General features: G+C 70.9%; 26 protein-coding genes and 1 tRNA gene. 16 read left to right on the plus strand and 11 right to left on the minus strand.

Annotation, left to right across the window (positions count from 1 at the left end):
- Positions 1–41 precede the first annotated feature (41 nt).
- Positions 42–1,769: a hypothetical protein gene (locus tag Air01nite_RS32995; protein WP_203707279.1), complete on the plus strand. Its 1,728-nt coding sequence runs from the start codon at positions 42–44 to the stop codon at positions 1,767–1,769.
- Here Air01nite_RS32995 and Air01nite_RS33000 read toward each other — a convergent pair.
- Genes Air01nite_RS33000 through Air01nite_RS41695 form a run of 3 tightly spaced genes read right to left on the minus strand, consistent with a single transcriptional unit; the run spans position 1,752 to position 4,047 of the window.
- Positions 1,752–2,978 carry a glycosyltransferase gene (locus Air01nite_RS33000; RefSeq protein WP_203707280.1) on the minus strand — a complete coding sequence of 409 codons (1,227 nt, stop codon included), beginning with the start codon at positions 2,976–2,978 and terminating at the stop codon, positions 1,752–1,754. The genes Air01nite_RS32995 and Air01nite_RS33000 overlap by 18 nt on opposite strands.
- Entirely contained in the window at positions 2,966–3,907 is a 942-nt protein-coding gene (locus Air01nite_RS33005; protein WP_203707281.1) for an NADP-dependent oxidoreductase, read from the minus strand. The genes Air01nite_RS33000 and Air01nite_RS33005 overlap by 13 nt, the downstream gene beginning before the upstream one ends.
- Positions 3,908–3,921: 14 nt before the next feature.
- Complete coding sequence (locus Air01nite_RS41695; protein ID WP_275408321.1) at positions 3,922–4,047, minus strand: hypothetical protein; 126 nt, start codon at positions 4,045–4,047, stop codon at positions 3,922–3,924.
- 135 nt (positions 4,048–4,182) lie between these two features.
- On the opposite strand from Air01nite_RS41695, the gene Air01nite_RS33010 reads away from it, so the two are divergent.
- Positions 4,183–5,148: a GlxA family transcriptional regulator gene (locus tag Air01nite_RS33010; protein ID WP_203707282.1), complete on the plus strand. Its 966-nt coding sequence runs from the start codon at positions 4,183–4,185 to the stop codon at positions 5,146–5,148.
- Here the strand turns inward: Air01nite_RS33010 and Air01nite_RS33015 are convergent.
- Positions 5,145–5,945 carry a metallophosphoesterase family protein gene (locus tag Air01nite_RS33015; protein ID WP_239091133.1) on the minus strand — a complete coding sequence of 267 codons (801 nt, stop codon included), beginning with the start codon at positions 5,943–5,945 and terminating at the stop codon, positions 5,145–5,147. The two genes, Air01nite_RS33010 and Air01nite_RS33015, sit on opposite strands and share 4 nt — an antisense overlap.
- Positions 5,946–6,125: 180 nt before the next feature.
- Between Air01nite_RS33015 and Air01nite_RS33020 the strand changes: the two genes are divergently transcribed.
- Complete coding sequence (locus Air01nite_RS33020; protein WP_203707284.1) at positions 6,126–6,620, plus strand: YcxB family protein; 495 nt, start codon at positions 6,126–6,128, stop codon at positions 6,618–6,620.
- A gap of 103 nt (positions 6,621–6,723) precedes the next feature.
- Positions 6,724–6,909: a hypothetical protein gene (locus Air01nite_RS33025; protein WP_203707285.1), complete on the plus strand. Its 186-nt coding sequence runs from the start codon at positions 6,724–6,726 to the stop codon at positions 6,907–6,909.
- Between the two features lie 144 nt (positions 6,910–7,053).
- Here the strand turns inward: Air01nite_RS33025 and Air01nite_RS33030 are convergent, their stop codons facing one another.
- Positions 7,054–7,815, minus strand: coding sequence for a DUF4097 family beta strand repeat-containing protein (locus tag Air01nite_RS33030; protein ID WP_308440000.1), 762 nt, complete (start codon positions 7,813–7,815; stop codon positions 7,054–7,056).
- 256 nt (positions 7,816–8,071) lie between these two features.
- On the opposite strand from Air01nite_RS33030, the gene Air01nite_RS33035 reads away from it, so the two are divergent.
- Positions 8,072–8,485, plus strand: coding sequence for a TrmH family RNA methyltransferase (locus Air01nite_RS33035; RefSeq protein WP_239091134.1), 414 nt, complete (start codon positions 8,072–8,074; stop codon positions 8,483–8,485).
- 21 nt (positions 8,486–8,506) lie between these two features.
- On the opposite strand, the gene Air01nite_RS33040 is transcribed toward Air01nite_RS33035, so the two are convergent.
- The 3 genes from Air01nite_RS33040 to Air01nite_RS33050 are packed head-to-tail and all read right to left on the minus strand — an operon-like array spanning position 8,507 to position 11,594.
- Positions 8,507–9,706, minus strand: coding sequence for an SUMF1/EgtB/PvdO family nonheme iron enzyme (locus Air01nite_RS33040; protein ID WP_203707287.1), 1,200 nt, complete (start codon positions 9,704–9,706; stop codon positions 8,507–8,509).
- A gap of 56 nt (positions 9,707–9,762) precedes the next feature.
- Positions 9,763–10,440: a response regulator gene (locus tag Air01nite_RS33045; protein ID WP_203707288.1), complete on the minus strand. Its 678-nt coding sequence runs from the start codon at positions 10,438–10,440 to the stop codon at positions 9,763–9,765.
- Positions 10,437–11,594 (minus strand): sensor histidine kinase, encoded by a 1,158-nt coding sequence (locus Air01nite_RS33050; RefSeq protein ID WP_203707289.1) that lies wholly within the window; start codon positions 11,592–11,594, stop codon positions 10,437–10,439. Before Air01nite_RS33050 ends, Air01nite_RS33045 begins: the two co-directional genes overlap by 4 nt.
- Positions 11,595–11,763: 169 nt before the next feature.
- Between Air01nite_RS33050 and Air01nite_RS33055 the strand changes: the two genes are divergently transcribed.
- Genes Air01nite_RS33055 through Air01nite_RS33075 form a run of 5 tightly spaced genes read left to right on the plus strand, consistent with a single transcriptional unit; the run spans position 11,764 to position 15,618 of the window.
- Complete coding sequence (locus Air01nite_RS33055; protein WP_203707290.1) at positions 11,764–12,987, plus strand: hypothetical protein; 1,224 nt, start codon at positions 11,764–11,766, stop codon at positions 12,985–12,987.
- 15 nt (positions 12,988–13,002) lie between these two features.
- Positions 13,003–13,563, plus strand: coding sequence for a helix-turn-helix domain-containing protein (locus Air01nite_RS33060; protein ID WP_203707291.1), 561 nt, complete (start codon positions 13,003–13,005; stop codon positions 13,561–13,563).
- Positions 13,563–13,934: a hypothetical protein gene (locus tag Air01nite_RS33065; protein ID WP_203707292.1), complete on the plus strand. Its 372-nt coding sequence runs from the start codon at positions 13,563–13,565 to the stop codon at positions 13,932–13,934. The genes Air01nite_RS33060 and Air01nite_RS33065 overlap by 1 nt, the downstream gene beginning before the upstream one ends.
- Positions 13,931–14,824, plus strand: a complete 894-nt coding sequence (locus Air01nite_RS33070) for an ABC transporter ATP-binding protein (RefSeq protein WP_203707293.1) — start codon at positions 13,931–13,933, stop codon at positions 14,822–14,824. The genes Air01nite_RS33065 and Air01nite_RS33070 overlap by 4 nt, the downstream gene beginning before the upstream one ends.
- Before the next feature lie 8 nt (positions 14,825–14,832).
- Positions 14,833–15,618, plus strand: coding sequence for an ABC transporter permease (locus Air01nite_RS33075; protein WP_239091135.1), 786 nt, complete (start codon positions 14,833–14,835; stop codon positions 15,616–15,618).
- 5 nt (positions 15,619–15,623) lie between these two features.
- On the opposite strand, the gene Air01nite_RS33080 is transcribed toward Air01nite_RS33075, so the two are convergent.
- Positions 15,624–16,019, minus strand: a complete 396-nt coding sequence (locus Air01nite_RS33080; RefSeq protein WP_239091136.1) for a PRC-barrel domain-containing protein — start codon at positions 16,017–16,019, stop codon at positions 15,624–15,626.
- Positions 16,020–16,129: 110 nt separating this feature from the next.
- Here Air01nite_RS33080 and Air01nite_RS33085 point away from each other — a divergent pair, with 110 nt between their 5' ends.
- The 5 genes from Air01nite_RS33085 (at position 16,130) to Air01nite_RS33105 (ending at position 21,680) form a co-directional block, all read left to right on the plus strand.
- Complete coding sequence (locus tag Air01nite_RS33085) at positions 16,130–16,621, plus strand: helix-turn-helix domain-containing protein (RefSeq protein ID WP_203707295.1); 492 nt, start codon at positions 16,130–16,132, stop codon at positions 16,619–16,621.
- Between the two features lie 70 nt (positions 16,622–16,691).
- Positions 16,692–17,225, plus strand: a complete 534-nt coding sequence (locus Air01nite_RS33090; protein ID WP_203707296.1) for a hypothetical protein — start codon at positions 16,692–16,694, stop codon at positions 17,223–17,225.
- Entirely contained in the window at positions 17,222–19,042 is a 1,821-nt protein-coding gene (locus Air01nite_RS33095) for a GOLPH3/VPS74 family protein (protein WP_203707297.1), read from the plus strand. The genes Air01nite_RS33090 and Air01nite_RS33095 overlap by 4 nt, the downstream gene beginning before the upstream one ends.
- 393 nt (positions 19,043–19,435) lie before the next feature.
- Positions 19,436–20,947, plus strand: a complete 1,512-nt coding sequence (locus Air01nite_RS33100) for an APC family permease (RefSeq protein ID WP_203707298.1) — start codon at positions 19,436–19,438, stop codon at positions 20,945–20,947.
- Positions 20,948–21,044: 97 nt separating this feature from the next.
- Complete coding sequence (locus tag Air01nite_RS33105; RefSeq protein WP_239091137.1) at positions 21,045–21,680, plus strand: GNAT family N-acetyltransferase; 636 nt, start codon at positions 21,045–21,047, stop codon at positions 21,678–21,680.
- A 38-nt stretch (positions 21,681–21,718) separates the two neighbouring features.
- On the opposite strand, the gene Air01nite_RS33110 is transcribed toward Air01nite_RS33105, so the two are convergent.
- Positions 21,719–21,791 (minus strand) — tRNA-Lys (locus Air01nite_RS33110).
- Positions 21,792–21,985: 194 nt separating this feature from the next.
- Here Air01nite_RS33110 and Air01nite_RS33115 point away from each other — a divergent pair.
- Entirely contained in the window at positions 21,986–22,945 is a 960-nt protein-coding gene (locus Air01nite_RS33115; protein WP_203707299.1) for an ArsR/SmtB family transcription factor, read from the plus strand.
- A 44-nt stretch (positions 22,946–22,989) separates the two neighbouring features.
- Here the strand turns inward: Air01nite_RS33115 and Air01nite_RS33120 are convergent, their stop codons facing one another.
- The gene (locus tag Air01nite_RS33120; protein ID WP_239091142.1) at positions 22,990–23,919 is read right to left on the minus strand and encodes an SMP-30/gluconolactonase/LRE family protein; all 930 of its coding nucleotides are present in this window, start codon (positions 23,917–23,919) and stop codon (positions 22,990–22,992) included.
- Positions 23,920–24,023 lie beyond the last annotated feature (104 nt).

Here is a 24,023-nt window from a genome sequence, read left to right on the forward strand (position 1 = left end):
GTCGATCGTTTGTGGACGGTTTCGGTGACATCGTCTCCACCGTGATCGTTACGGGGGCGGCGCCAGTTGATGTTCTGGTCGAGCCGGCCGCGCCACCTGCGCGGCCGGCGCGGTGGCGGTGGGGCCGGCTGCGGCACGAGTGGACGTGGATCTCGCTCGGCGCGGTCGCGCTGTCCGTGCTGGTGACCTGGCCGACGATGCGCCATCCCACCCGGACGATCCCCGGTGACACCGGCGACCCGACCATGCAGGCGTGGCAGATGGCCTGGTCGGGTCACGCGCTGCGGACCGACCCGACGAGCCTGTGGCAGGCCAACGCGTTTCATCCCGAGCCCACCAGCTTCGCGTTCACCGATACGCTGCTGGGGTACGCGCCCGCGGGCCTGATCGGGACCGGGCCGGTCGCGGCTCTGCTCCGCTACAACATCATCTTCGTGCTGGCGTTCGCGCTGGCCTTCGTCGGGGCGTACGCGCTGGTCCGGCAACTCGGCGCCGGGCGCGTGGGCGCCGCCGTGGCGGGAGCCGGTTTCGCGTACGCGCCGTGGCGGCTCGCCCAGGTCGGGCACCTCCAGGTGCTCTCGACCGGCGGGATCGCGCTGGCGCTCGCGATGCTCGCGCGCGGGCACGGCTGGTCGCTGCGGCACGGCTACCGGCCCGAGCGGGCCCGCCCGGGCTGGGCGGTCGGTGGGTGGTGCGTCGCCGCCTGGCAACTCTCGCTGGGCTTCGGCATCGGCGTCCCGTTCGGGTACGCCCTGGCGCTGGCCGCGCTCGTGGCGGTCGCCGGCTGGCTGTGGCGCCGGCCGCCGCTGCCCCGCCGGCTGCTGCTCGCCGACGGCGCCGGACTCGCGGTGTTCCTCGCCGTCGCCGCGTTCATGGCCAGGCCCTACCTGCTGGTCGCGGAGCAGTTTCCGTACGTGCGGCGCAGTTGGGAGGACCTGCGGGTGTCCTCGCCGCCGCTGCGCGGCTTCTTCACCTCGCCGAACACCTCGATCCTGTGGGGCGACCTGAGCGCCGGTGCCCGCGCGGCGCTGGGCCACCGGGGCGAGACGTCGCTGCTGCCCGGCTTCCTGCTGTACGGCCTCGCGGCCCTGGGGCTCGTGCTGTCGATCTGGACGCTGCGCCAGCGGCTGCTGCTGGCCGCCGGGGTGGTGGCGAGCATCGTGCTCGCGATGGGCACCGAGGGGCCGGCGGGTGGCCGTTACACGTACGGGCTCGTCTACGTGCTGCCCGGCTTCGACGGCATCCGTACCCCTGGCCGGCTCGTCATCTGGACGACGCTGCTGCTCGCGATCCTCGCGGCCGGCGCGGTCACCGCGCTGGCGACCCGGGCCCGGCCCGTACGCGTGATGGCGTTGCTGTTGCCCTTGCTCGTCGTGGCCGAAGGGGTGAACACGACCGGGCACCCGCCGGTGCCCGCGCCACCGCCGGCCATCGCCACCGCGCCGGCGCCCTTCCTGGTGCTGCCCAGCGGCGCGACGATCGACGGCATCCCGATGCTGTGGGCGACCGACCGCTTCCCGGAGATGGTCAACGGCGCCGGCGCGTTCACCACGCCACGGCAGGTCGCCATCCGCGAGGCCACGGTGCGCTTCCCGGACGAGGACAGCGTCGCATTGCTGCGGGCGACCGGGGTACGCAGCGTGGTGGTGGTGCGCACGGCCGTCGTCGGCACACCCTACGAGTCGACGCTGTCGGCCACGACCGACGGGCTTCCGGTGCGCCGCGTCGACACACCGGAGGCCGTGGTCTACCTACTCGACCCGGCTTGACGCGGCGACGAGGTCGGCGATCGCCTCGAGCGGGTCGTACTGGCCGATCTCCTTGGACATGATCGCGGCCTTCAGCCGGTAACCCGGGTCGTGCAGCACGGCCCGCACCGCGTCGCGCAGGTCGTCCGCGGTGGGCGTGCCGGTGTGCAGGTTGACGCCCGTGCCGCTCCACTCGACGCGGGCGGCCACCTCCGGCTTGTCCTCGCTGGCACCGGCGACTACGAGCGGGACCCCGTAGTACAGAGCGGTCTGCACCCCGCCGTAGCCGCCGTTGGTGACCAGGACGTCGGCGTGCGGCAGCAGCCGGTCGAACGGCACGAAGCCGGCCAGCCGAGCGTTGTCCGGCACCTCGGGCAGGGCCCGGCGCACCAGGTCCGGCCCGTCCGCGCGGGCGGTGGCGGCCACCACGAGGACGTCGAGGTCGGCGAGGGCGCGCAACGTGGGGATGACCAGTTCGCGCAGGTCGACGTTGGCGACGGTGCCCTGGGTGACGACCACGACCGGCCGGCCGGCCGACAGCTCGGGCCACCAGGACGGTTCGGCGTAGTCGCCGCTCGAGGACGGCGGCAGCGTGCCGACGAACCGGAGATGAGCCGGCAGGTCGTGGCGCGGTGGCTCGAAGCCGGGCACGGTGAGCTGCAGGTAGTGATCCGTGCGGCGGAAGGGCACGGCGAACAGGTCGTCCGGCATCGGCACGCCCAACGACTGGAGCGTCGCCCGGCCGAATCGCTCCAGCTCGGCGAAGACCGCGGGCGTGCCCTCGCTCGGGACCAGCAAGGGGATGGAGCCCAGCGTCACCAGCACCGGGCGTGCGGCGGTTGGCGCGGCCAGGTTGAGCACCGGTATCGACCAGAACCCGAGCTCACCGATCACCACGTCGGCGGGGAACGTCGCCAGCAGCGCGCGCAGGCCACGCACCTGCGCGGGCAGTTGGCCGAGGAAGAAGGTCTCGAAGTCGAACGACAGCTGGGCCGGTCCGGGCGGAATCGCGGCCCGCTGTGGGAAGAGCCCGTCGAGCTGCCGATCGTCGAGGTCGGCGTCCGGCGGCAGCGCGTGGAACCGCGCCCCGATCGCCGTGGCGCGCTCCGCGAACCGGGACCCCGTGTAGACGACCACCTCGTGACCCCGCCTGACCAGGTCCGCCGCGACCGTGAGGGCCGGGCTCACGTGGCCCTGGAAGGGGGTGGCGCCGACTATTACCTTGGCCATTCGATTCCTTCGAGATCCGTGACCTGGATGATCGTCTTGCCCGGGACGCGGCGCTCGCGCGCGAACGCCGGTGCCGTGTCGCACAGCGGGCGCACGGCGCCGACGAGAGGATTGAGCCGCCTGGTCCGGACGCGCTGGACGAGGTCGGCCAGCCGGGCGCGATCGGGCTCGACGACGAAGAAGAGGGCTCGCCCGTCCGTGGGCTGCACCTTGGGTGGCGCGGCGATGGTGACGAGGGTGCCGCCCGGGCGCACGAGCTCGGTCGATCGATCGAGGATCTCGCCGCCGATCACGTCGAACACCACGTCGACCCCGCCGGCGTCCCGCAGGTCGTCGGCGGCCAGGTCGAGGAACGACTGCGCACCGAGGCCGATCGCGACGTCACGGTCGTCGGCGCGACCGGTGGCGATCACCCGGGCGCCCACCTCGCGCGCGAGCTGGACGGCGATCGAGCCGACGCCGCCCGCGGCGCCGTGCACGAGGACGGTCTGCCCGGCCGTGAGCCGCGCGTGGTCGAACAGCCCCTGCCACGCCGTCAGGCCGGAGATGGGCAGCGCCGCGGCGACGATGTGATCGATGTCGGCCGGCAGCGGGGCCAGGTTGCGTGCCTCGACCGCGGTGTACTCGGCCAGGGACCCGTTGCGGGCCCAGTCGGTCAGCCCGAACACCCGCTGGCCGACGGTGAGGCCCGTGGTGCCGTAGCCGAGCTCGACCACGGTGCCGGACAGCTCGTGCCCCGGGATGCTCGGCGTGCGGTCCCGGCCGGCGCGGTCGGTCCACGTCGCCGGCCAGTCGAGCTCACCGGGTGTGAAGCCCGCGGCGTGGACGCGCACGATGACGTCGTTCTCCGCGGCGTGCGGGTACGGCATGTCGGTCATGGTGAGTCCGCCGATGCCCTCGGCGCGGTCTCGTACGGTGATCGCTCGCATGGTCGCCTCCTAAATCAGCTCCGCCAGGGCGAGCCCAGGACGCGCTCGACGGGCGGGCTGGTCAGCTCCTGAGCGCGGGTGGTCGCCTCGGCGACGGCGTGCGTCTCAGGGAGCTCGAACCCCACGATGACTTCTGGCATGGCCTGTGACCTTCCGCGTATGTCGGGCGTCCATGCTGCCCACCCCGCGGTGCGTGGCGCCGCCTCAGTCCGGCCAGGAATCCCTCGTATCCGGACACCGGACCGCCTCCGGTAACGGTGTGTTACGAATGAACGGTGTCCGCCCCTCATCGCATCGGGATCCTGGTGTACGACGGCGTGACGTTGCTCGACGTCGCCGGTCCCGCGGAGGTCTTCAAGGAAGCCAACCGGTTCGGCGCGGACTACCGGATCGCGCTGCTGTCGCCGACGGGTGCGGACGTCACGTCGAACCTCGGGTTCCGGGTCGCGGTCGACGGCGCCGTCTCGGCGCAGCCAGGCCTCGACACGTTCATGGTGGCCGGATCCGATCTCTACCCGCGCACCCGCGTCCCCGGCGACCTGGCCGACGCCGCACGGACACCAGCGGCGGCGGCCGGCCGGGTCGTGTCGGTCTGCACCGGGGCGTTCGTGCTCGCCGCGGCGGGGCTCCTCGACGGCAAGCGCGCGACCACGCACTGGAAGGTCGCCCACGAACTCGCGCTCCGGTGCCCGACGTGCCACGTCGAGCCGGACGCGATCTACGTCCGCGACGGCACCACGTACACGTCGGCAGGTGTGACCGCCGGGATCGATCTCGCGCTCGCGCTGGTCGAGGAGGACCACGGACCCGACCTGGCGCGCGACGTCGCCCGTTCCCTGGTGGTCTACATGCAGCGGGCGGGCGGCCAGTCCCAGTTCTCGGCGCCGCTGCAGGGGCCACCGCCCCGGTCGGCGACCCTCCGCACGATCACCGACCTCGTGACCGCGAACCCACGCGGCGACCATTCGTTGGGTGCGCTGGCCAAACACCTCAACGTGAGCACCCGGCAGCTCACCCGGCTGTTCCACGACGAGCTGTCGACGACGCCGGCCCGCTACGTGGAAGGCATCCGGTTCGACATGGCGCGGGCGCTGCTCGACCAGGGACACACCGCGACGCAGGCCGCGAGCCTCGCCGGGTTCCCCAGCTACGAGAGCATGCGACGGGTCTTCGCCCGGAAGCTGTCGATCAGCCCCGCCGCCTACCAGCGGCGTTTCAGCACCACCCGCCGAGCGGGTTAGTGGCAGCTGTCGTGGCCGGTGTCTTTGGCTGACGGGTTGCCGGGGGTGAGGAAGGCCCAGTCATAGCCGCTTCCGTCGAGAGTGAGACGGAGTACGCCGGGCGTGTCCGCGATCCGGACCTGGCTGTTGGGGACCGGCGGGCCGAAGCCGTAGGAGCTCGCACCGCCGCTGCCGACGACGAACTGGCGGATGCCGCGCCCCGGGTCCGAAGTGCCCTGGGGAGTCTGTGGTGCGAAGCGTTCGTACTGGTGGTTGTGGCCGTTGAGGACGAGTTCGGCGCCGTTGTCGTAGAGAGCCTGGAACAGCGGGCGCACGGCCGGGGTCGGCGCTTCGACGGTGCCGGAGGTGAACAGCGGGTGGTGCCACATGGCGGCGACGCAGTCGGTCCTGCTCGCGGCGGCGGCGAGGTCGGCGCGCAGCCAGGTCTCCTGCGGCGAACCGGCGCCGCAGCCACCAGAGACGATGCGGCAGTTGCTGTTGAGTACGACGATGTGCCAGCCGCCGAGGTCGTAGGAGTACCAGCCCTCCCCCGGCGGCCCGGCCGCGGCTCCGAAGTAGTCGAAGTACCCCTTGGCGCCGGCCGTGCCGTAGTCGTGGTTGCCGATCGTCGGGTGGGTGCGGTCGCGGAATCGTCCCCAGGTCGGGTTGTAGCACTTCGCGAAGTCCTCGGGGGTGCCGTTGGGGTAGGCGTTGTCGCCGAGGGTGAACACCTCGCCGGGAATGCCGGCGAGCAGGTCGGCGGTCCTGGCGTCGCCGTTGCTGGCGCAGGAGGCGATGTCGCCGGCGCCGGTCAGCACTTCGGCTCCTGCTTGCTCGGATGGCGCCTGCACGGCGACGCGGGCACATGCCGACAGCGCGAGCACGACGGTCAAGGCGCAAGCGGTCGCGGCGCGGGCACGCATCACGCCAGTAGACCACCGCTTTCGCCCTAATGTCCGGACACACACCGATGCGCCCCGCGCGGCTATCGTTCTGACGTGCACATTCGTTTCGACGTCCCGGCCGATCCCGCCTATCCGGGCCGCGTGGCCGCGGTGATGAGCAGTGTCGGGCTACGCAAGTACGCCTACGTCGGCGTGGTGCTGGTGGCGCTTGGGGCGATCGGTGTCGGCGTTTCGCAGGGAGTTTCCTGGGGCGAGCAGATCCTGCCGCTGTACGTAGCGCTGATCGTGGGCGGCCTGGCGGCGATGCTGTTCGCGCCGTTGGTGCGGTTGCGGGCCCGCCGCCGCTCCGGCCGCTACGCCGTCGAGGGCGGCTACGACATCACCGAAGAGAACATCATGATGCGCAGCGGCACGGAATCCGGCGGCATCGCCTGGGACGGGGTCGCCCAGGTTTCGGAGACGCCTGAGTTCTGGATCGTGTACGTCGGCCGGATGCCGGCGACGGTGATCCCCCGTCGCTTGATGTCCGCTGAGGACGCGGAGACGTTGCGCACGTTCATGTCCGAACGCGGGCTGTTGTCCGGCTAGCTCCCCCGCGTGGGGGAGGCCATTCCCGCTGTCAGGGGAAGGCCGGGAACGTGGTGGCTTGAGACGGTGGCGTTGCCACCAGCTCTGTCGGGGGAGAACCGCGATGACCAGCAGCCACCGCCGCCGCAACCTCTTCGACCAGATGTCGCGGGAATGGGGTCGGCCCGAGCGTCGACGTCGTTCCCGGCGGCCCTGGATAATCGCCGTGGGCAGCGGCCTGGCCTTCAGCGGCCTCGGCCTCGCGCTCGCCGCAGCGGCCCGCGCCCGCACTCGTGGCGCGTCTCAGTAGTGAGGAGACGGCGCTCACGGTCGAGGACTTGTATCCATTGTGGAGCGGCCACCACGGCCGCAGTCCCGCCGTTCCACCTCAACAGCGAATCCGCCCCACCGCGACTGGCATGATCTCGTCGCGGTGGGTGCGGCTGGTCGCTTGTTAGAGGCTGTGGGCAGTGATGTCGCCGTGCGAGGTCGTCGCGCGGATGTCGAGTTCGGCTGCGCCGTCGTTCTTGAGCGCGTTGCTGATCCGGCCGTAGCCGGTGCCCGCGTCCAGCCTGGCTGAGACGCCGCCGGCGGCAGCGACCGAGATGTCGCCGTAGTCGGTGCGGAGCACGACCGCGCCGCGCACGGCCTCGGTGATCCGGATGTCACCCCTCGCGGTGCTGATCTGCGCGGGGCCGCCCAACCGACCGACCTCCACGTTCCCGTCAATCGCCGTCAGACGCACGCTCGCGGCTTCGTCGATCGTGATCCGGCGGTACGCGCCGTCGAACGCGACATCACCGAGCCGACCGACACCGCGCACCTCGCAGCAAGCCGCCTTCGCCTCGACACGGGAACCGGCGGGCAACTCGACGATCACCTCGACAGACCCCGACGAACCAACAATCGTGCTCTTCGCGGTCGGGTCCGCGATCCGTAGGACACCGTCGCGGTATGCGACCGTGGTCCGCTGCGCCGCCTTCACGTCACGGCTCTTCGACGCGTTCACGGGCAGGACCCGCACCGTCGTGTCAGCCCGGTCCGCGGCGATGAACTGCACTCGTCCAGCAGGAATCTCAAGCACGGCACAGATCGCGGTAGGGGTGTCGAACTTCTGCATGACGCTCTCCTCTGCGTGGTTGTTGTTCGTCATGCGACGACTATCGACACCAGGCCTGCCACGCCCCCGCCACGCACCTGACACCACCGCTGACACGGCAAGGCTGCCAGGGCCGTCGGGCGTCTTGGCCCTCGTTGCGACGCGGTATTCTGGCGGGCGGAAGCACCCCTGTCGTCGATGGTTCGCGTGCGCCGAGAAGCACGTCATACATGGTCTTTCAATGCTGGAGCGTTGCTGCTCCCGTCCGGTGAAGCCCGCGATACGGGTCCGGACCCCTCAGGAGATCCGGTCGGCCCGGCGTCCTCGCCGGCACCGATGCTGGGGACATCTCATCGCCGCGCCCCTGTGGCCGATGCACGGCGCCAACCTCGGCACGCTGCTGCGCACCTGTGACGCCGTCGGCGCGTGCCTGGCGGTGCCGCCGTTCGGCTGGGTGGACCAGGCTCTCGCCCGCGGCAACACGTTGCGGCAACCCGCCTGCGTGCACCGGGTCGGCAATCCGCTTCGCTGGCTCGCCGACGAGCGCCGCGCCGGGACGACCGTCCTCGGCGTGGAACTGGCCGACGAGGCGGTTCGGCTCGCGGATCTCTCCCCTGCGCGGCAAAGGACCGTCGTGGTGCTCGGGCACGAGGCCAACGGCATCCCGCCGGAGGCCCTCGATCTGCTCGACGGTGCGGTGGAGATCCCGATGATCGGCACCGGGTCGAGCCTCAACGTCGCCGTCGCCGGCTCGTTGGTGTTGTACAAGCTCGCCGCGCTGCTGTAGCGGCCCGCCCGCGGCGAAGGCCTAGATCCGGCCGATGCGCATGCCGAGCCATGGGTAGCTGTGTGCGAAGAAGGCGTTGTCCTGCGGCTGGAGGCCGACCGCCGACGGCCACAACTGGAAGGCCGCCGCGTTGGCGATGCCGCCGTGCAGGCGGCGCCAGACTCGTTCGCCGGTCTGGCCCGCCGGCGGCGGCGTGAGCGTGTCGGTCCACTCGACCGCGTTGCCGCCCTGGTCGAGGGTGCCCCACGGGGAGAGCGTGCGAGCCTGGCCCGCGGTGCTGAGGCTGCCCTGGTAGAGCGACGCGTACGTCGTCGGGTCGAGGCCCATCGGGTTGACGTCCGCGCACGGTTCCCGCTCGGCCGGGCACCAGGCCGGTGCGGGCTCGCCGCTCAACCGGTAGGTGGCCAGCGGCTGGGTCGCTCCGTTCGTCACGTCGCCGGTCGTCGCGTTCAGCACCGTCGGGTTGGGTGCCGTGGCGTCGCCGTCGCCGAAGACGCCGGGGTTCGTCGGGTACTTCCAGTAGCTGTAGGTGCCGCCGTGCCGCGGGTCGTAGTACGCGGCCTTGATCCACTCGTTCTGGCTCGGCACCACGAAGCCGGTCCGGGCGGTCCGGGTCGGTGCGCGGCGCGCCAGGTCGTACATGCCGGTCTCGGTCCTCGGCGAGAGTCGCACCCGGTAGTCCGTGTAGCGGAACGGGCCGGCGCCGCGGGTCGAGATGGAGAGCACTTCGCCGTTGTCGAGCGAGTTGACGAAGCGGGCCGCCCGCAGGAACGTGGCGAAGCCATACGGTTTGTCCGCCCACTGTGGATAGGCGACGGAGTAGTGCGAGCCCCGCGTCGCGCGCGGGTCGAAGTCGATCTGCCCGTACCGAGGCCAGGCCGTCGAGCTTTCGGTGACGTCGTAGAGGTTGTGCGGGTCGCGGCCGTCGGCGTCGGCGGTGTTGAGGAACGCCACCCATTGCGCGACCGTGACTTCGAGACGACCTATCTGGTACGGGTACGCGACCCGGCCGACGGTCACGCAGCCGCTGGGTGCGTCCGCGCAGGAGCGGTAGACCGCGTCGGTGAACGGCACGACGCCGACCGACGGGTTGCCCGGGTCACCGACCGCCGTGGTGGTGACGGTGATGACCTCGCCCGGGGTGGCGTAGCCGTCGTGCGGTGCGCCGCTGGCGGAGCCGGTGGCGGTCACGGCGAGGAGGGCGGCAATCAGCGGGAACACGGCCAGGCGGATACGCCTCGATACGGTGCGCATAGTGGACTCATGCTAAACGGGCATCACGCTTTTTCCGGCATGAATGCCTCAGACTCCCCGGGGCGGACCACGCCGTGCTCGTAGCACCAGATGATGGCCTGTGCGCGGTCGCGCAGGTCGAGCTTCATCAACACGCGCGCCACGTGGGTTTTCACGGTCGCGTCGCCCAGGTCCAGGTGTCGCGCGATCTCCACGTTGGCCAGACCGCGGGCGAGGAGCCGGAGCACCTCACGCTCGCGCGGGGTCAGGCGGTCCAGCACCGCGGGCCGATGCGGTGCCGGTTGGCGGGTGAACGCCGCGATCACGCGGGTGGTCACCGCCGGGTCGAGCAGCGAGGCGCCCGACGCGACGACCCGGATCGCGGTCACGAGCTGCTCCGGCGGCGAGACCTTGAGCAGGAATCCGCTGGCTCCGGCGCGGAGGGCGGCGTAGAGGTTCTCGTCGCTGTCGAACGTGGTCAGCACGATGACCCGCGGCGGGCTGTCCAGCGCGCCGAGGCGCGCGGCGGCCGTGACACCGTCCATCCGGGGCATCGCGAGGTCGAGCAGCACGACGTCAGGGCTGGTGCGCCGGGCGACGGTGATCGCGTCGGCGCCGTCCGCGGCCTCGCCGACCACCGTGATGTCCGGCTCGGTGTCCAGCACCATCCGCAGCCCGGCCCGGATCATGGCCTGGTCGTCGGCGATGACGACCCGGATCACGCCGGCACCGCCTCGGTGCCGGTGCGCGCGACGACGGGCAGCGTCGCCTCGACCCGGAACCCGCCGTCGTGGCCGGGTGCGGCGTCCAGCGTGCCGCCGAACATGGCCGCGCGCTCGCGCATGCCGACGATGCCGTGCCCCTCCCGCAGCCGCACCCGCACCGTCCCGCCGCCGCTTCCGAAGTCCGTCACGGTCAGTCGCAGGGCGTCGGCGCCTTGGTCGATCGTGACCGAAGCGCGGTCCGCGCCGGAGTGCTTGAGGACGTTGGTCAGTGCCTCCTGGACGATCCGGTACGCGGACAGGTCGAGGCTCGTCGGGAGCGGCCCCGACGGGCGGCCGGTCACCGTCACCATGAGGCCGGCCTCCGCGAGCTGCTCGACCAGGTCGTCGAGGCGGCCCAGGCCAGGTTGCGGGGTGAGGGCGGGCGGCGCGGCGCCGCGCAGGAGCTCCAGCGTGCGGCGCAACTCGGTGACGGCGTCCCGGCCGGCGACCTCGACGCCGGTGAGCAGCTCGCGGAGGTCGGCCTGGTCGGATGCGAGCCGTCGCCGCACCACGCCCGCCTGCAACACCATCACGGTCACGCTGTGCGCGACGATGTCGTGCAGCTCCCGGGCGATCCGGGCCCGCTCGTCGGTCAGCGCCTCGCGGGCCCGCAGCGCTTCGGCGGCGGCGAGGGCGGCGTTGCGCTCGGCGAGCCGGCGGGCCTGGATCTGCAGCAGCAGCCCGGACACCCAGGCCGCGAGCAGGTAGCCGACAGTGGCGACGTAATCCGACAGCATCGCCATGTCCTGCACGACGAGGTAGCACAGGGTGCCGGCGACGACGACCACCGCGGCCGCGCGCCGCCAGGGTGGGTCGCGGTCCGGCCCGCGCAGGATGATCTCCCGGCCGATCGTGTGCATCCCGATCAGCAGGCAGAACGCCTGCCAGACGCGGTAGTTGTCGAGGGCGGCCGGCATCAGCAGCGCCTGCAGGACCACGACGTCGACGACCATCGTGCCCAGCGGCGCGGTCCGCCGCAGCAACACGAGCAGCGTGGCGAGCCCGAGCCGCGCCCACCACCAGGAGAGCTGCCGCGGCGCGGTGAGTTCCTCGGCAAGACCGATCGTCAGGAACGCGACAGCGACCAGCACGTCGACCCGCCGGACAACCATTTCCCGAGGGTACGGGCGACCGCGCGGCCCGACGCCCCTCCGGCGGCGGAGCGGTGGTCCCCCGTGCGGCGGACGGCGGACGCCGGCGATGAGGACGCCCGGCCGTGCCGCCCGCGCATACGGTCCCGTCGCTCCGGCAGATCGCCGGGGCGAGGGGGAGATGATCTCGATGACGACTGTCTTGCGCCGCCGGGCCGGCCTGGTGTGCCTGGCCGCCGCGCCCGTGCTGCTGTTGCTGGCGACCGCCGCCGACCCGGCGCTCGGCTCGGGGGACTGGGACCGCATGGTCGCGGCTTCGCCGGACGGCGCCGTGCTGCACACCGTGCTGCTGCACTGGGCGTACGTCCTCTTCGTGCCCGGACTGCTGGCCCTGCTGAGCCCACTTCGGGGACGCGTGCTGGCGCCGGTGGCGTGGGTGGCCGTGCTGTTCGGGCTGGCGACGTTCGCGGGGCTGGTGCTCACCGACATCACCGCCGTCGCGGTGGCGTCCACGGTCGACGATGCCTTCTTCGATGCGTTCGATGCGCGCGTCAGCGCGTACACCTGGATGTCGGTGGGTTGGCAACTGCCGGGCTTGGTCGGTTGGGTCCTGGCTTTCGTGTTGACGCCGCTGGCCGCGGTGCGCGAGCGCCTGGTCGGCTGGTGGTACGCGGTTCTGGCGCTCGCTGGTTTCGGGCTCTACTTCCTGTTCGCGATCTCGCCGGTGCCGCTGTCGTTGACCGGCCCGGCGGTGCTGTCGGTGGCCAACCTGGTCGTGGCGGTCCGGCTGTGGGGCAACCCCGCGCTGGCCTCGCCCGGGCCGGCGTGGCGCGACCGGGTGGGCGCCTGGTGCCTGCTCGCCGCGCCGGTGGCGCTGGCCGTCGGGGTACTGACGATGCCGGGCACCGCCACCCGGATCGACCCGTTCAGCACGGCACCGGGGCTGGCCGGCGCGAGCGCGTTCTTCCTGCACCTGGGCTGGCTGCTGTTCGTGCCGGGCGTGCTGGCGGTGACGCGATCGATCCCCGGCCGGGGCCTGGGGCTGGTGGCAGGCGGGGTAGCGGTGCTGGGCCTGCTGCACTGGAACGGCATGATGATCGGCGACTACCTGGTGCTGGCGGTGGAACAGACCCTGGACCCGGCGGTGCGGGCCGAGGTGACGGCGACGGCGGACGGCTACGCGCTGTTCGGCCTGACGGTGGCCGCGCCCGCGATGATCGGCGCGCTGCTCGGGCTGATCCTGGTCCCGCTGGCCGCGGTGCGGGCGGGCCTGGCGCCGTGGTGGGCGGCCGTGGCAGCGGGGCTGGGTGTGGTTGCGTTCCTGCTGCTGACCACGGGGCGCCTGACGGGCCTGGTCGCGCCGTTCCTGCTGCTGGCGGCCTACGCCGCGGTCTTACGTTATCAGTCTCGATAATGATAATGTGAGCGAGTGAGAGAGAGCTGGGCCGACCTGGCGCTGCATCCGGTGCGGATCCGGATCCTGCGGGCGGTCGCGGGCACGCGGCTGACCACCCAGGACCTGATCGAGCGGCTGCCCGACATCCCGCAGGCCACCATGTACAGGCACCTGGCGACCCTGGTCCGGGCCGGGCTGCTCGAGGTGGCAGCGGAACGCAAGGTCCGGGGCGCTGTGGAGCGGGAATACTCGCTGCCCGCCCACGGCGCCACGCTCGACCCCGCCGCCCTGGCCTCAGCTACTCCGGAAGACCATGCGCGCTACTTCACGGCGTTCATGTCGAGCCTGCTGGCGGAGTTCTCGCGCTATCTCGCCCGGGAGCGGGTCGACTTCGCCGCCGACGGTGTCGGTTACCACCAGCTCGTGCTGCACCTGACGGACGCCGAGCTGGGTGAGTTCGCCGCCGGTCTCAACGCGCTGGTCGGCCCGTTGCTCGCCAACGAGCCCGGCGACGGCCGGACACCGCGCCTGTTGGCGACCGTTCTGATGCCGGCCGACCTGCCGGCGACCGCCGAGCACGAGGGGGATGACTGATGGCAACCATCACGGTGACCAGCGAGGTGGTCGACATCCGGTTCAGCGGGTGGGAGCGGCTCTGGATCGGGCGGGAACGGTTCGTGCCGCGGCTGTCCGCGGTGCGGCAGGTCGCCCTGGTCGACGAACCGCTTCGGCTGGCTCGTGGCGCCCGGCGGGGTTACGTGGTGTCCGGCTTCGTCAAGGTCGGCGTCTGGGGGCTGTTCGGTGGTCCCAGGCAGTTGGTGTCGGCCCGCCGGGCCGAACCCGGGCTGCACCTGGTGCTGGACCGGGCCGTCGCCGGCGGCGAGTTCGACGAGGTCGTGCTCTCCAGCCCGGCCGCGCCGGCTCTCGCGGAGACGATCAGGCTCGCGCTGGCGGCTCGCGCATGACGATCGAGGTGTCGCGCCTGACGAAGCGATACGGCGACGTCACCGCCGTGCGCGATCTGAGCTTCACCGTCGCTCCCGGTGTCGTGACCGGGTTCCTCGGGCCGAACGGCGCCGGCAAGACCACGACGATGCGCATGATGACCGGGCTGGTCTCGCCGACCAGCGGCACCGCCACCATCGGCGGCCGGCCATATCGCAAGCTGGCCCGGCCGTCGCGCACGGTCGGCGCGGTGTTCGACGCCAACGCGTTCCACCCCGGCCACACCGCGCGCGACCACCTGCGTGTCTACGCCGCGATGGGCGGATATCCGGACAGCCGGGTCACGCACCTGCTGGACCTGCTCGGCCTCGCCGAGGCCGCTGACCGCCGCATCCGCGGGTTCTCCACCGGCATGCGGCAGCGGCTCAACCTCGCCACGGCGATGCTCGGCGACCCCCGCGTGCTGCTGCTGGACGAGCCCAGCAACGGCCTCGACCCGGAGGGGATGTCGTGGCTACGCGGCTTGCTGCGCCGGCTGGCCGACCAGGGCCGCACGGTCCTGGTCTCCAGCCACGCGCTCAGCGAGATCCAGCAGTTCGTGGACGACGTCGTGGTGATCCGGCGCGGCGAGCTCGTCGCCGCCGGGCCGTGGTCCCGGCTCGCCGGCCCGCCCCTGGTGCTGATCACCACGCCCGACGCGGCTGACCTCGCCGCCGCTCTGGCGGCCGGCCCAGCGGCCCAGGTCGAAGCCGTCTCGGCCGACCGGCTGCGGGTGCGTGGGCTGGACGCGCCGAGCGTCGCCGACCTCGCCGCGGCGCGCGGCCTGCGGATACACGAACTTGTCACCGAGAACGCCAGCCTCGAACAGCTTTTCCTCCGCCTGACCACAGACCAGGCGGCCACCCGATGAAGCTGTTGGTGAGAGCGGAGCTCCGCAGGCTGCTGGCCACCCGGATGTGGAGCGCGCTGCTGCTCGCCGCCGCCGTGCTGGGCGGTGCCATGTTCGGCGCGATGGCGCTGGTGGGTCCGGAGAACTTCGACCCACCGATGCCCGGGCTGGACACCGAGACCGGCCTGCGCGCGATCCTCGGCATCCTGGGCTACACGGCATTCGTGCCCGCCGCCGCGGGCGCCATCGCGGCCACGTCCGAGCACCGGCACCACACTGCCGCGGTCACCTTCCTGTTCGCGCCGCGCCGCGGGCGGGTGCTCGCCGCCAAACTCGCCACCTATGCGGTGGCCGGCCTCGCGTACGGGGTTGTCCTCGCGGGCAGTGCGGGGGCGGCTCTGTTCACCGTCGCCGCGGCCCGTGGCATCTCACTCGGCATGCCGGCCGGCACCGTGCTGGCCCTGCTCGCCCGCATCGGCGTCGCGATGATGGTGTACGTGCTCATCGGAGCCGGAATGGGCGCACTCATCCGCAACCAGGTCGCCGCCCTGTGCGTCGTGATCGGCTACCTCTACGTGGGTGAGCCGGTGCTCATGATGATTCCCGGGGTCAACGCGCTCTACCCGATCCTGCCTGGCGGAGCGACCGCCGCGCTGACGGATTTCACCTACCTCGCCGACGCCATGTCCGACCAACTCGGCAGCGGCACTGTCCCACTCCTCCCGCCGGTCGTGGGTGGCCTTGTGCTGAGCGCGTACGCGCTGACCGCCGCGGCCATCGCCGTGCTGATCCCCATGCGCCGCGACGTCACCTGAAGCGATCACCCGCGGGCAAGGCGCCGCTCGCCCGAGCTTCCCTGCACGTAGTCCAAGTCGTAGTGTGCGAACACGTCCGGCTCGTCGCTGGCCGGCAGCTCGCCACCGTCGTCGATCGACGGCGCGTTCTTCACCTGATCGCGGAAGTGGGTGACTTTCACGTAGTCGGGGCCGACGTTGGCACCGGCCAGCGGGACCAGCACAGCCCGATGTCGCGTAGGCAGTCCAATGGTGACAGTCGCGAAAGTCGGCTCATCGGTGGCGGTGTCCAGGTAGATCGCGTCGAGAGTCCCGATCTTGTTGCCCTCCGGGTCGACGACCGCGTTTCCCTGCCACTCTCGGATATCCACAGCTTCGAACATGCCTCTCGCGCTTACCGTTCTGGCCATTTTGAAACTCATGATCTTCACCGGTGCGGCGGGCGGCGCCGTCCGCTGTCCGTCAACCAGAAGTGGGCTAGTCTCTTGCGGAACGAGAGATAGAAGTTGACAGACGTGGCTTGGAGGGTGAGATGGCTGATCGGGAGGAGCTTCCGGCCCTGCGCACGATGCAGGAGCGGCTCAGGTTCCTGTTCCAGACCGTGCGCCCACCGGGCAAGGCCCGCTACTCGTTCCGGCAGGTCGCCGAGGCCATCAAGACCGAGCAGGGCGTCGAGATCTCCGGCCAGTACATCCAGCAGATCGAGAGCGGCGAACGGCGAAACCCGGGCGTCGTGCAGGTCAGGGCATTGGCCGGTTTCTTCGGCGTGCCGCCCGAATATCTGCTGGGCGTAGGCGACACCGACAAGGTCACCGGTGAGCTGCGCCGGCTTCGCGAGGCCATCGAGGTGCGCGAGCGGCTCGACGTGATGATGGACGACGCCATGCGCGATCCGGACCTGCAGGGCATCGTGCTGAAGGCTCGCGGTGTGCCGCCGCGCTATCTGCAACTGGTGGCCGGCATGCTCGACGAGGTGCGCCGGATCGAGGGACTCGACGAGGTCACGGACCAGGAACGCGCATGACGCACCAGCATCGGTCGATGTCTTAGCATAGTCCCGGTCGGTTGGGCGCAACGTCGGGTCGGAGTCCTGGGTGGATGGGCAGCACAGACGGCGGTTCGAGCGGCTCCTGCGTGACCTCGAGGTCACCATCCCCACGCCGTTCGACCCGTGGGAGTTCTGCACCAACGTCGCGGAACGACGAGGTCGGCCGATCCACGTGCTCCGCATGGACACCACGGAGGCCGCGTCGTGCGGTCTGTGGCTCGCCACCCACAAGGCCGACTATGTCGTCGTCGACGAGGCGGCGCCGTCGGTGCTCGCCGGGCACATCATCCTGCACGAACTCGCCCACATGCTGCTCGGCCACACCGGGCAGATCAAGCTGGACGCCGCGGCCCTCGGCTTCGAAGTGCTCGACCCGGCCATGGTCCAGCGTGTCCTCGGCCGCACCAGTCGCTACCTGACGACGGAGGAGCGCGACGCCGAAGCGTACGCGACCGTGATCAAATCCTTCGCGGCGCGCTGGTCACCCGTGCCTCGGCCACGCGACGGCGACGCCGAACACGCCGCGGTGATCGATCGGTTCAGCTCGGCCCTTACCGGCGATCGGAGCTGGCGCCGATGACGGGAACGGCGGACCTCCTGGTCGCCGCCTTCGTTCTCGTCGTCCTGGTGCACAAGGGCACCCACCTCTGCCGCGATCCGGGCAACCCCGCGGTGCGGGCCATGAACCTCACGCTCCTCTGCCTGATGGCCGCGGTCGTCGTCGGCTGGGATCCGGTCTATGTGCTCGTCGACCAGGCCGCGGGGGTACCCAACCTCGCGCGATACCTGACCCACAGCTTCGGTCTGGTCGCCGCCGCCGCAATCCAGACGATGTTCCTGTTCCTGGCCAACCCCGCCACGGCCGTGGCGCGGTCCCGTCGGCGGTGGGCCCTGCTGATGCTGACGTTGGTCGTCATGGGTGTCACCTTCTCGGGTGGCGACTTCACGATCGAAGACCCGGACGACTTCACCCTCCGATACGCGTACGAGCCGCAACTCTTGGTCTATATGGTCGCGTTCCTCGGCTATTGCGCCCTCGGCACCGCGGACGTGTTGCGGATGTCGGTCCGCTATTCGCGTCTCGTTTCCGCACGCCACCTCCGGGTCGGCATCGGGCTGCTGGCCGTCGGCGTCGCCGGCGGGATCGTTTTCGGCGTTCACAAGCTCGCGTTCATCGTCCTGCGTGCCAGCGGCGTCGACGTCGGCTGGTCGGAACCGTCGATCTCGCGGGCGCTGGTCCTCTTCGCCGTCGTTGCCACCACCGCCGGTCTGGCCGTCCCGTCCCTGGGGCCGTACCTCGCCGACGCGGTCGGCTGGCCCAGGCAGTACCGGCTCTACCGTGACCTCGAGCCGCTGTGGAAGGCGATCTACCGGGTCAGCCAGTCAGCTGTGCTGAATCCGCCTCTGCGCCGCCCGTCCGTGGCTGACATGCGGCTCCAGATCGACCGGCGGGTCATCGAGATCCACGACGGCCTGCGCGAGCTCAGCCCGTACCTCGATCCGGCTGTTGCGGAAAGAGCGACCGGTGCGGCGTTGCGAGACGGTGCGCCGGTCGAGCACGCCCGTGCCGTCGGGCAGGCCGCGAGCGTCGCCGCCGCGATCGCGCGCATGACGGCGGTCTCAGCCGGTTCCGCACCGGCCACCGAACGCACCGGCCAGGTGGCGCTCGTCGACTTCGACGCCAACGCCGCGGGTCTCGCTTCGGTGTCGCGCGCGTACGCCCGCGATCGCCGGCCGACCGGCTCGACGCTGGCCCGCCGCTCGTCCATCGACGAGGTCCCGCTCGCGGGAGCGTTCTATCTGCTGGCGCACGACGCGGCGACCGGACGCCCCCGGCTGCGCGCGAGGGCGATCGACGTGACGCTCGCCGCGGGCCTGCTGGCCGAGGTCCTCTTCCTCGACCTCGCCCGTGTCGAGGGCAGGCAGTTGATCGCCGTCGACGGACCCGTCCCCGCGGACCCACTGATCAGGCAGGTCGCACACGCCGTCGGGCAAGAGACACACACCGTGCGCACCTGGCTGGACTATCTGTCCGAGACCGCGCTCGACGACGTCATCCAGCGACTGCACGACGGCGGCATCATCGCGCCGATCGTGGCACGCACCGTCTTCCGCACCACGACCGTGTGGCGGCCTACCGAGCCCAGCATCGTTGCCTCGTCGTCGGGGCGGCTGGCCCTGCTCCTGCGGACGGGCGCCGAACTGGCTCCGCCTGATGTCGCGCTCGTCGGCCTCATGCATGCCGCCGAGCTCGACGACATCCTGCTTTTCGGGGCGGAGCGTCCGGCGCGCGAGCACCTGGCGGACGTCCTGCGCGGGACCTCGTCGTCGCTGCGGATCCTGTTGACCGAGACGCAGACCCTGCTCGGCGCCGACGTCCTCGCGCGTCGCATGTAGACCCGGCCCCGGGTGTCAACTGCATGTGCTTGTTCGTGTTCCCGTCGCCCGACTCTGGTTGACAGCTTTCGGGCGGGCAGTATCCTTAGGCGACCGCCAATTCGTTGACTTGAATGAGGGTGTGGCCGCAGTCACCGGGAGAAATCGCAGGTGGGCAGCAACGGGGACCGACGGCACAGGGGCACGCGAATGCCCATGTCGCCGTCGGTGCTGTCCAGCCGCATAACTTCATCCTGACCCGCATCATCCGGCCCTCATTGGAATTCATCAATCGGGCTACTGGATCGGTCAATGTTGCTTTCCGGCGGGCAGCCGGCTCACTCCCCCACGGTGCGGGAGACGCTTTTGGCGTAGGTTGTGGGCCGCGTTCCGTCACACATCCGGGAGTGACCCTTGCCGCCCCCACGGCCTCCATCGAGCTTTGTCAACGACCGCCTCGCCCGGCGGCGGCTCGGAGTCGCCTCGGTCGTCTTCTTCGTCGTCGCGGCCGCGGCGCCGCTGACCGTCATCGCCGGAGCCGCCGTCACCGCGGTCGCGGTTACGGAGCTGACCGCGATACCCATCGCGTACCTGATCGTCGCGGCCGGGCTCGCGGTGTTCTCCGTCGGTTACGTCGCCATGAGCCGGCACGTGGTCAACGCGGGGGCCTTCTATTCCTATGTGACACAGGGCCTCGGGCGGGGGTTCGGGGTCAGCGCCGCGGCGGTGGCGCTCGTCGCGTACAACGCCATGCAGGTGGGTTTGTACGGTGCGTTCGGCTACGTCGGCTCCCTCGTGCTCGACGCGTTCGGGCTCACGGTCGCCTGGTGGGTGTGCGCCCTGGTGGGTTGGGCGGTCGTCGCCGTGCTGGGCCTGTTGGACGTCAGCCTCAACGGCAGAGTCCTCGCGGCGATGCTGGCGGCCGAGGTCCTGATCGTGCTGATCTACGACGCGGTCATGATCGCCCATCCGGCCGGCGGGGTCGTCCGGTTCGACACCCTCCAGCCCGGCCCGCTGCTCGACCTCGACATCGCCGCCCTCATGGTCGTGGCGGTTGCCGGATTCGTCGGCTTCGAGGCGACCGTGGTCTTCGCCGAGGAGGCCCGTGACCCACGGCGGACCGTGGCGCGCGCCACGTACATCGCGATCGCGGTGATCGGACTGCTCTACGGGCTCTCGGCGTGGGCGCTGTCCGTTGCCGCCGGCCCGGACCAGTTCGTGGCCCGGGCCAAGAGCGACGGACCCGACCTGATGTTCAACCTCGTCCTCCCGTACGTCGGGTCGTCGTTGGTCGACCTCGGCAAGCTGTTCTTCCTGACCAGCCTGTTCGCAGCCCTGCTGGTCTTCCACCACACGGTCGCCCGCTATGCCTATGCGCTCGGCCGGGAACAGGTCCTGCCCGCGGCGTTCGGCCGTGTCGTCCGCCGCACCGGTGCACCCAAGGTCGGTTCGCTCGGGCAGAGCATCCTGGCACTCGCTGTCATCGCCACCTACGCGCTGGTCGGCTGGCATCCGATGGAGAACATGTTCGCGCGGATCACGACGTTCGGCGGCCTGGGCGTACTCATCCTGATGGCGGCCACGTCGTTGGCCGTCATCGGGTTCTTCCGCCGAAACACCCTCGACGAGTCGTGGTGGCACCGCGTCGGCGGCCCGCTCGTCGCGGGTATCTTCCTGTGCGCTCTTACGATCATCACGGTCGTCAACTTCGGGTCGTTGCTGGACGCCCCGGCCAGTTCACCGCTGGCGTGGGGATTCCCCCTCGCGTACGGCATCACGGCAGTGCTGGGTCTGGTTTGGGCTCTGCTGCTGCGTCGTTCGCGCCCGGACATCTACGCCCGGATCGGGCTGGGTGTCGAAACCTCACTGGCCCAGACCGTGGCGCCGGCGTGTGACAGAAAGGACGATCATCTTGCCCGAGGTTGAGGACCCGATCGCGATCCGCCGTGCCACGGCCGACGACGCTCCGGCGGTCACCGACGTCCTCGTCGAGTCGTTTCTGCCGGGGCCGATCGGGGCCTGGTTGGTCGCGGACGCCGACAGCCGGCGCGCCGTCTACGAGCGTTGCTTCGCCGTCGTCGTCGACCACGCACTTCAAACCGGAATCGTCCACACGACGGCGGACCGGTCGGCGGTCGCGGTCTGGTTTCGTGCCATGGGACCGCTGGACAACTCGGACTTCGACGCCCGGCTCGCGGAAGCCGCCGGGGAGCACGTCGGGCGGTTCGCCGTGAAGGCGGCGGCCACCGCCGGCCACCACCCGACGGACCCGCACCACCACCTGGCCTTCCTGGGCGTGCATCCCCACCGACAGGCAGGCGGCGTGGGCAGCGCGTTGCTGCAGGAGCACCACCGCACCTTGGACGCCGCCGGAACGGCCGCGTTCCTCGAAGCCACCACCGAACGAAGCCGGCGGTTGTACCTGCGGCACGGCTACATCAGCGCTGAACCGATCTACCTGCCGGAAGGCGGGCCGCCGATGTGGCCGATGTGGCGGAGACCGCTCACGACCCACACGGACAACGTGGCCGACGCCATTCGGCGCGTCATCGAGCGATCCGGCGGCGAGGCCGAGGATGCCGCAGTCGTCGTCGACGAATCAGGCTTGATCCTTTTCGGCGATGTCGAAGAACGGCCGGCGCGCCAACGTATTTACTAGAGTCAATGATGCCGGTGCCGGCTTTCTGTATAACGGGGTGGGCCGCCAGGGACTCGAACCCTGAACCTATGGATTAAAAGTCCACTGCTCTGCCGGTTGAGCTAGCGGCCCGCGGGGCTTAGGCTACCTGACCTGCGGGAAAACGTGGAGCCGGTTCTCAGGTTAGGCCCAGATGTCTGGCCACGGCGAACTCTCGGGCTCCCGCGCAGGCGGTCGCGCTGCAGGTCACGGCCGGGCATGGCCGCTCGGTGTGTGCGCCGGGCCACAGCGGCGGTCGCGCTCGCACACATGGCTACGGTCTACGGGTGCTCACCGTACATCTGACCGCGTTGGATCTGAGCCGCACGGTGCTGCGACCTTTGCCGTCGGTGATGCAGGAGCTGACCGCGGCCGGGAAGCGCCTGATGACCAACGTCGAAGCGGACGGTATCGCGGGCTGGAAGGCGCGGACGCGTGGGTCGTTGCGGCCGGTGATGCGGCCTTTCCTCGATCTGTGCCGGGTGCCCCGCTGGGAACCGGACTTTCTCACTCCCGTGAACAGCGGGACCGACCTCGAGGCCGAGCTCGACACCGTGCTCGCCACCCCGGTGGCGACCCTGCGGGCCGAGTTGGTTCCGCGCCTCGCGGCTGGCCAGCTGCCGGCGAGGGTGAGCCTGCTGGCTTCGGGCGACCCGCGGGCGCTGCGTGCGCTCCACGCGGCCGCCACGGCGTTCCACGCCGTCGCGGTCGCGCCGTACTGGGTCGAGATGAGCGCGGCCGTGCAGGCTGACCGTGCCAGCCGGGCGTCGACGATGATCGACGTAGGGGTCGAACAGACGCTGCGGACCCTTTCCCCGTTCCTGCGCTGGGAGGCCTCGTCCCTCTCGTACGCGTGTGCCGGGGGCGTCGATATTGATCTGGAGCCGGGTGGCCGGGGTGTCATCCTCGTGCCGTCGTACCTGAAGGATCAACCGTCCTTCATGGTCCTCGAGGATGAGCCGGTGGTGATCGGGTTCCCAATTCAGCGGTCCCGCCAGGAGCTGACCAGCCGCCAACCCCTCGCAGATCTGCTCGGGCGGACGCGGGCTGCTGTCCTCGCGGCCGTCGGCAACGGCGTGAGTACGACCGATGTCGCGAGGACGGTCGGCGTCTCGGTCGGGTCGGCCAGCCAGCACACCTCCGTGCTGCGCGCCGCTGGCCTGATCACGACCCATCGGGCGGGGTTGGCCGTCGTGCACGCGCTGACACCTCTCGGGCGGTCTCTGTTGCACCGCGGGCTCGGCTGACCACGCGGGCAGGCCGCTTTTTGGGGGTCAGCCGAGCCGGGTTGTCAGCGCAGGCCGGGTACCTCGGTGACGGTGAAGGGCGGTGTGGGCGGGTTGCCGCCGAACTGGCTGTTCACCCACAGCAGGCGATCGCAATCGCGCGCGACGGCGGTCGGCGCCTGCGATGCTGGCGCCAACCCCGAACGGGAGACCATCCGCATCGAGGTCAGGTCGGCGTTCAGGATCGCCAGGTCGACGGAGTAGGTCGGGCTGCCGTCGCTGTCGGGGAAGTTCACACTCGCGTAGAGACGCTGACCTTCTAGGAGCAGACCGTCCGGTGTGGCCAGGAACCCACCGTTCACGGCGACCTCCGTGACCGCCCTTTTCCGCAGGTCCACCCGGTAGAGGTGGGCATCACCCGGCTCACCCGATCCGGTGCCGCCGTCTCCCACGAGCGCCACCCGGTGGTCCGGGGTCACGACGATGCCGTTCAAGAAGCCCGGCGTGACCGGGAACTGCGCCGGGGACATCCATTCGGTGAGCTCACCGATCCGTGCCCCGTCGATCGGCGCGCGCCACAGGATCCCGGTCGCCGAGTCGGTGACATAGAGAGCGTCGTCGGTGACGACAAGGTCGTTGAGCGCGGCTGCCGCGTTGGGCGCCACGCGCTTGGCGACCAGCGAGCCGTTGGGGCCATAGACCCAGACGGCCCGCGTGTCCCATCCCGCGATGAACAACCGACCGCTCTCGTCCACTTCTACCCCGGCGGCATGGGTGCGGCCGTCGGACCCGGCCGGGAGGAACGGCTTCATGCGGGGGTCGCGCGTGTTCCCACGGTAGACGGCCCCCGTGCCGAAGCTCGTGACATACATGGTGCCGTCCCGGCTCACCGAGATGCTCTCCGGCAGCACGCCCGGTTCCTGCGACACCGTGTAGGTAGTTGGCCGCTGCGACACGGCGAACGCGGGCGATCGGCCCGCGACGGCCACAACCATGAGACCCGCGGCGGCAGCCGCTACAAGTTGCTTCATGCCCCGAGGCTGCGAGATCCCAGGGGCTGAGCCAAAGGCTTTTGACCCCGCCTAAATACCCAGCCGCC

It is taken from the genome of Asanoa iriomotensis, assembly GCF_016862515.1.
Taxonomy (GTDB): Bacteria; Actinomycetota; Actinomycetes; order Mycobacteriales; family Micromonosporaceae; genus Asanoa; species Asanoa iriomotensis.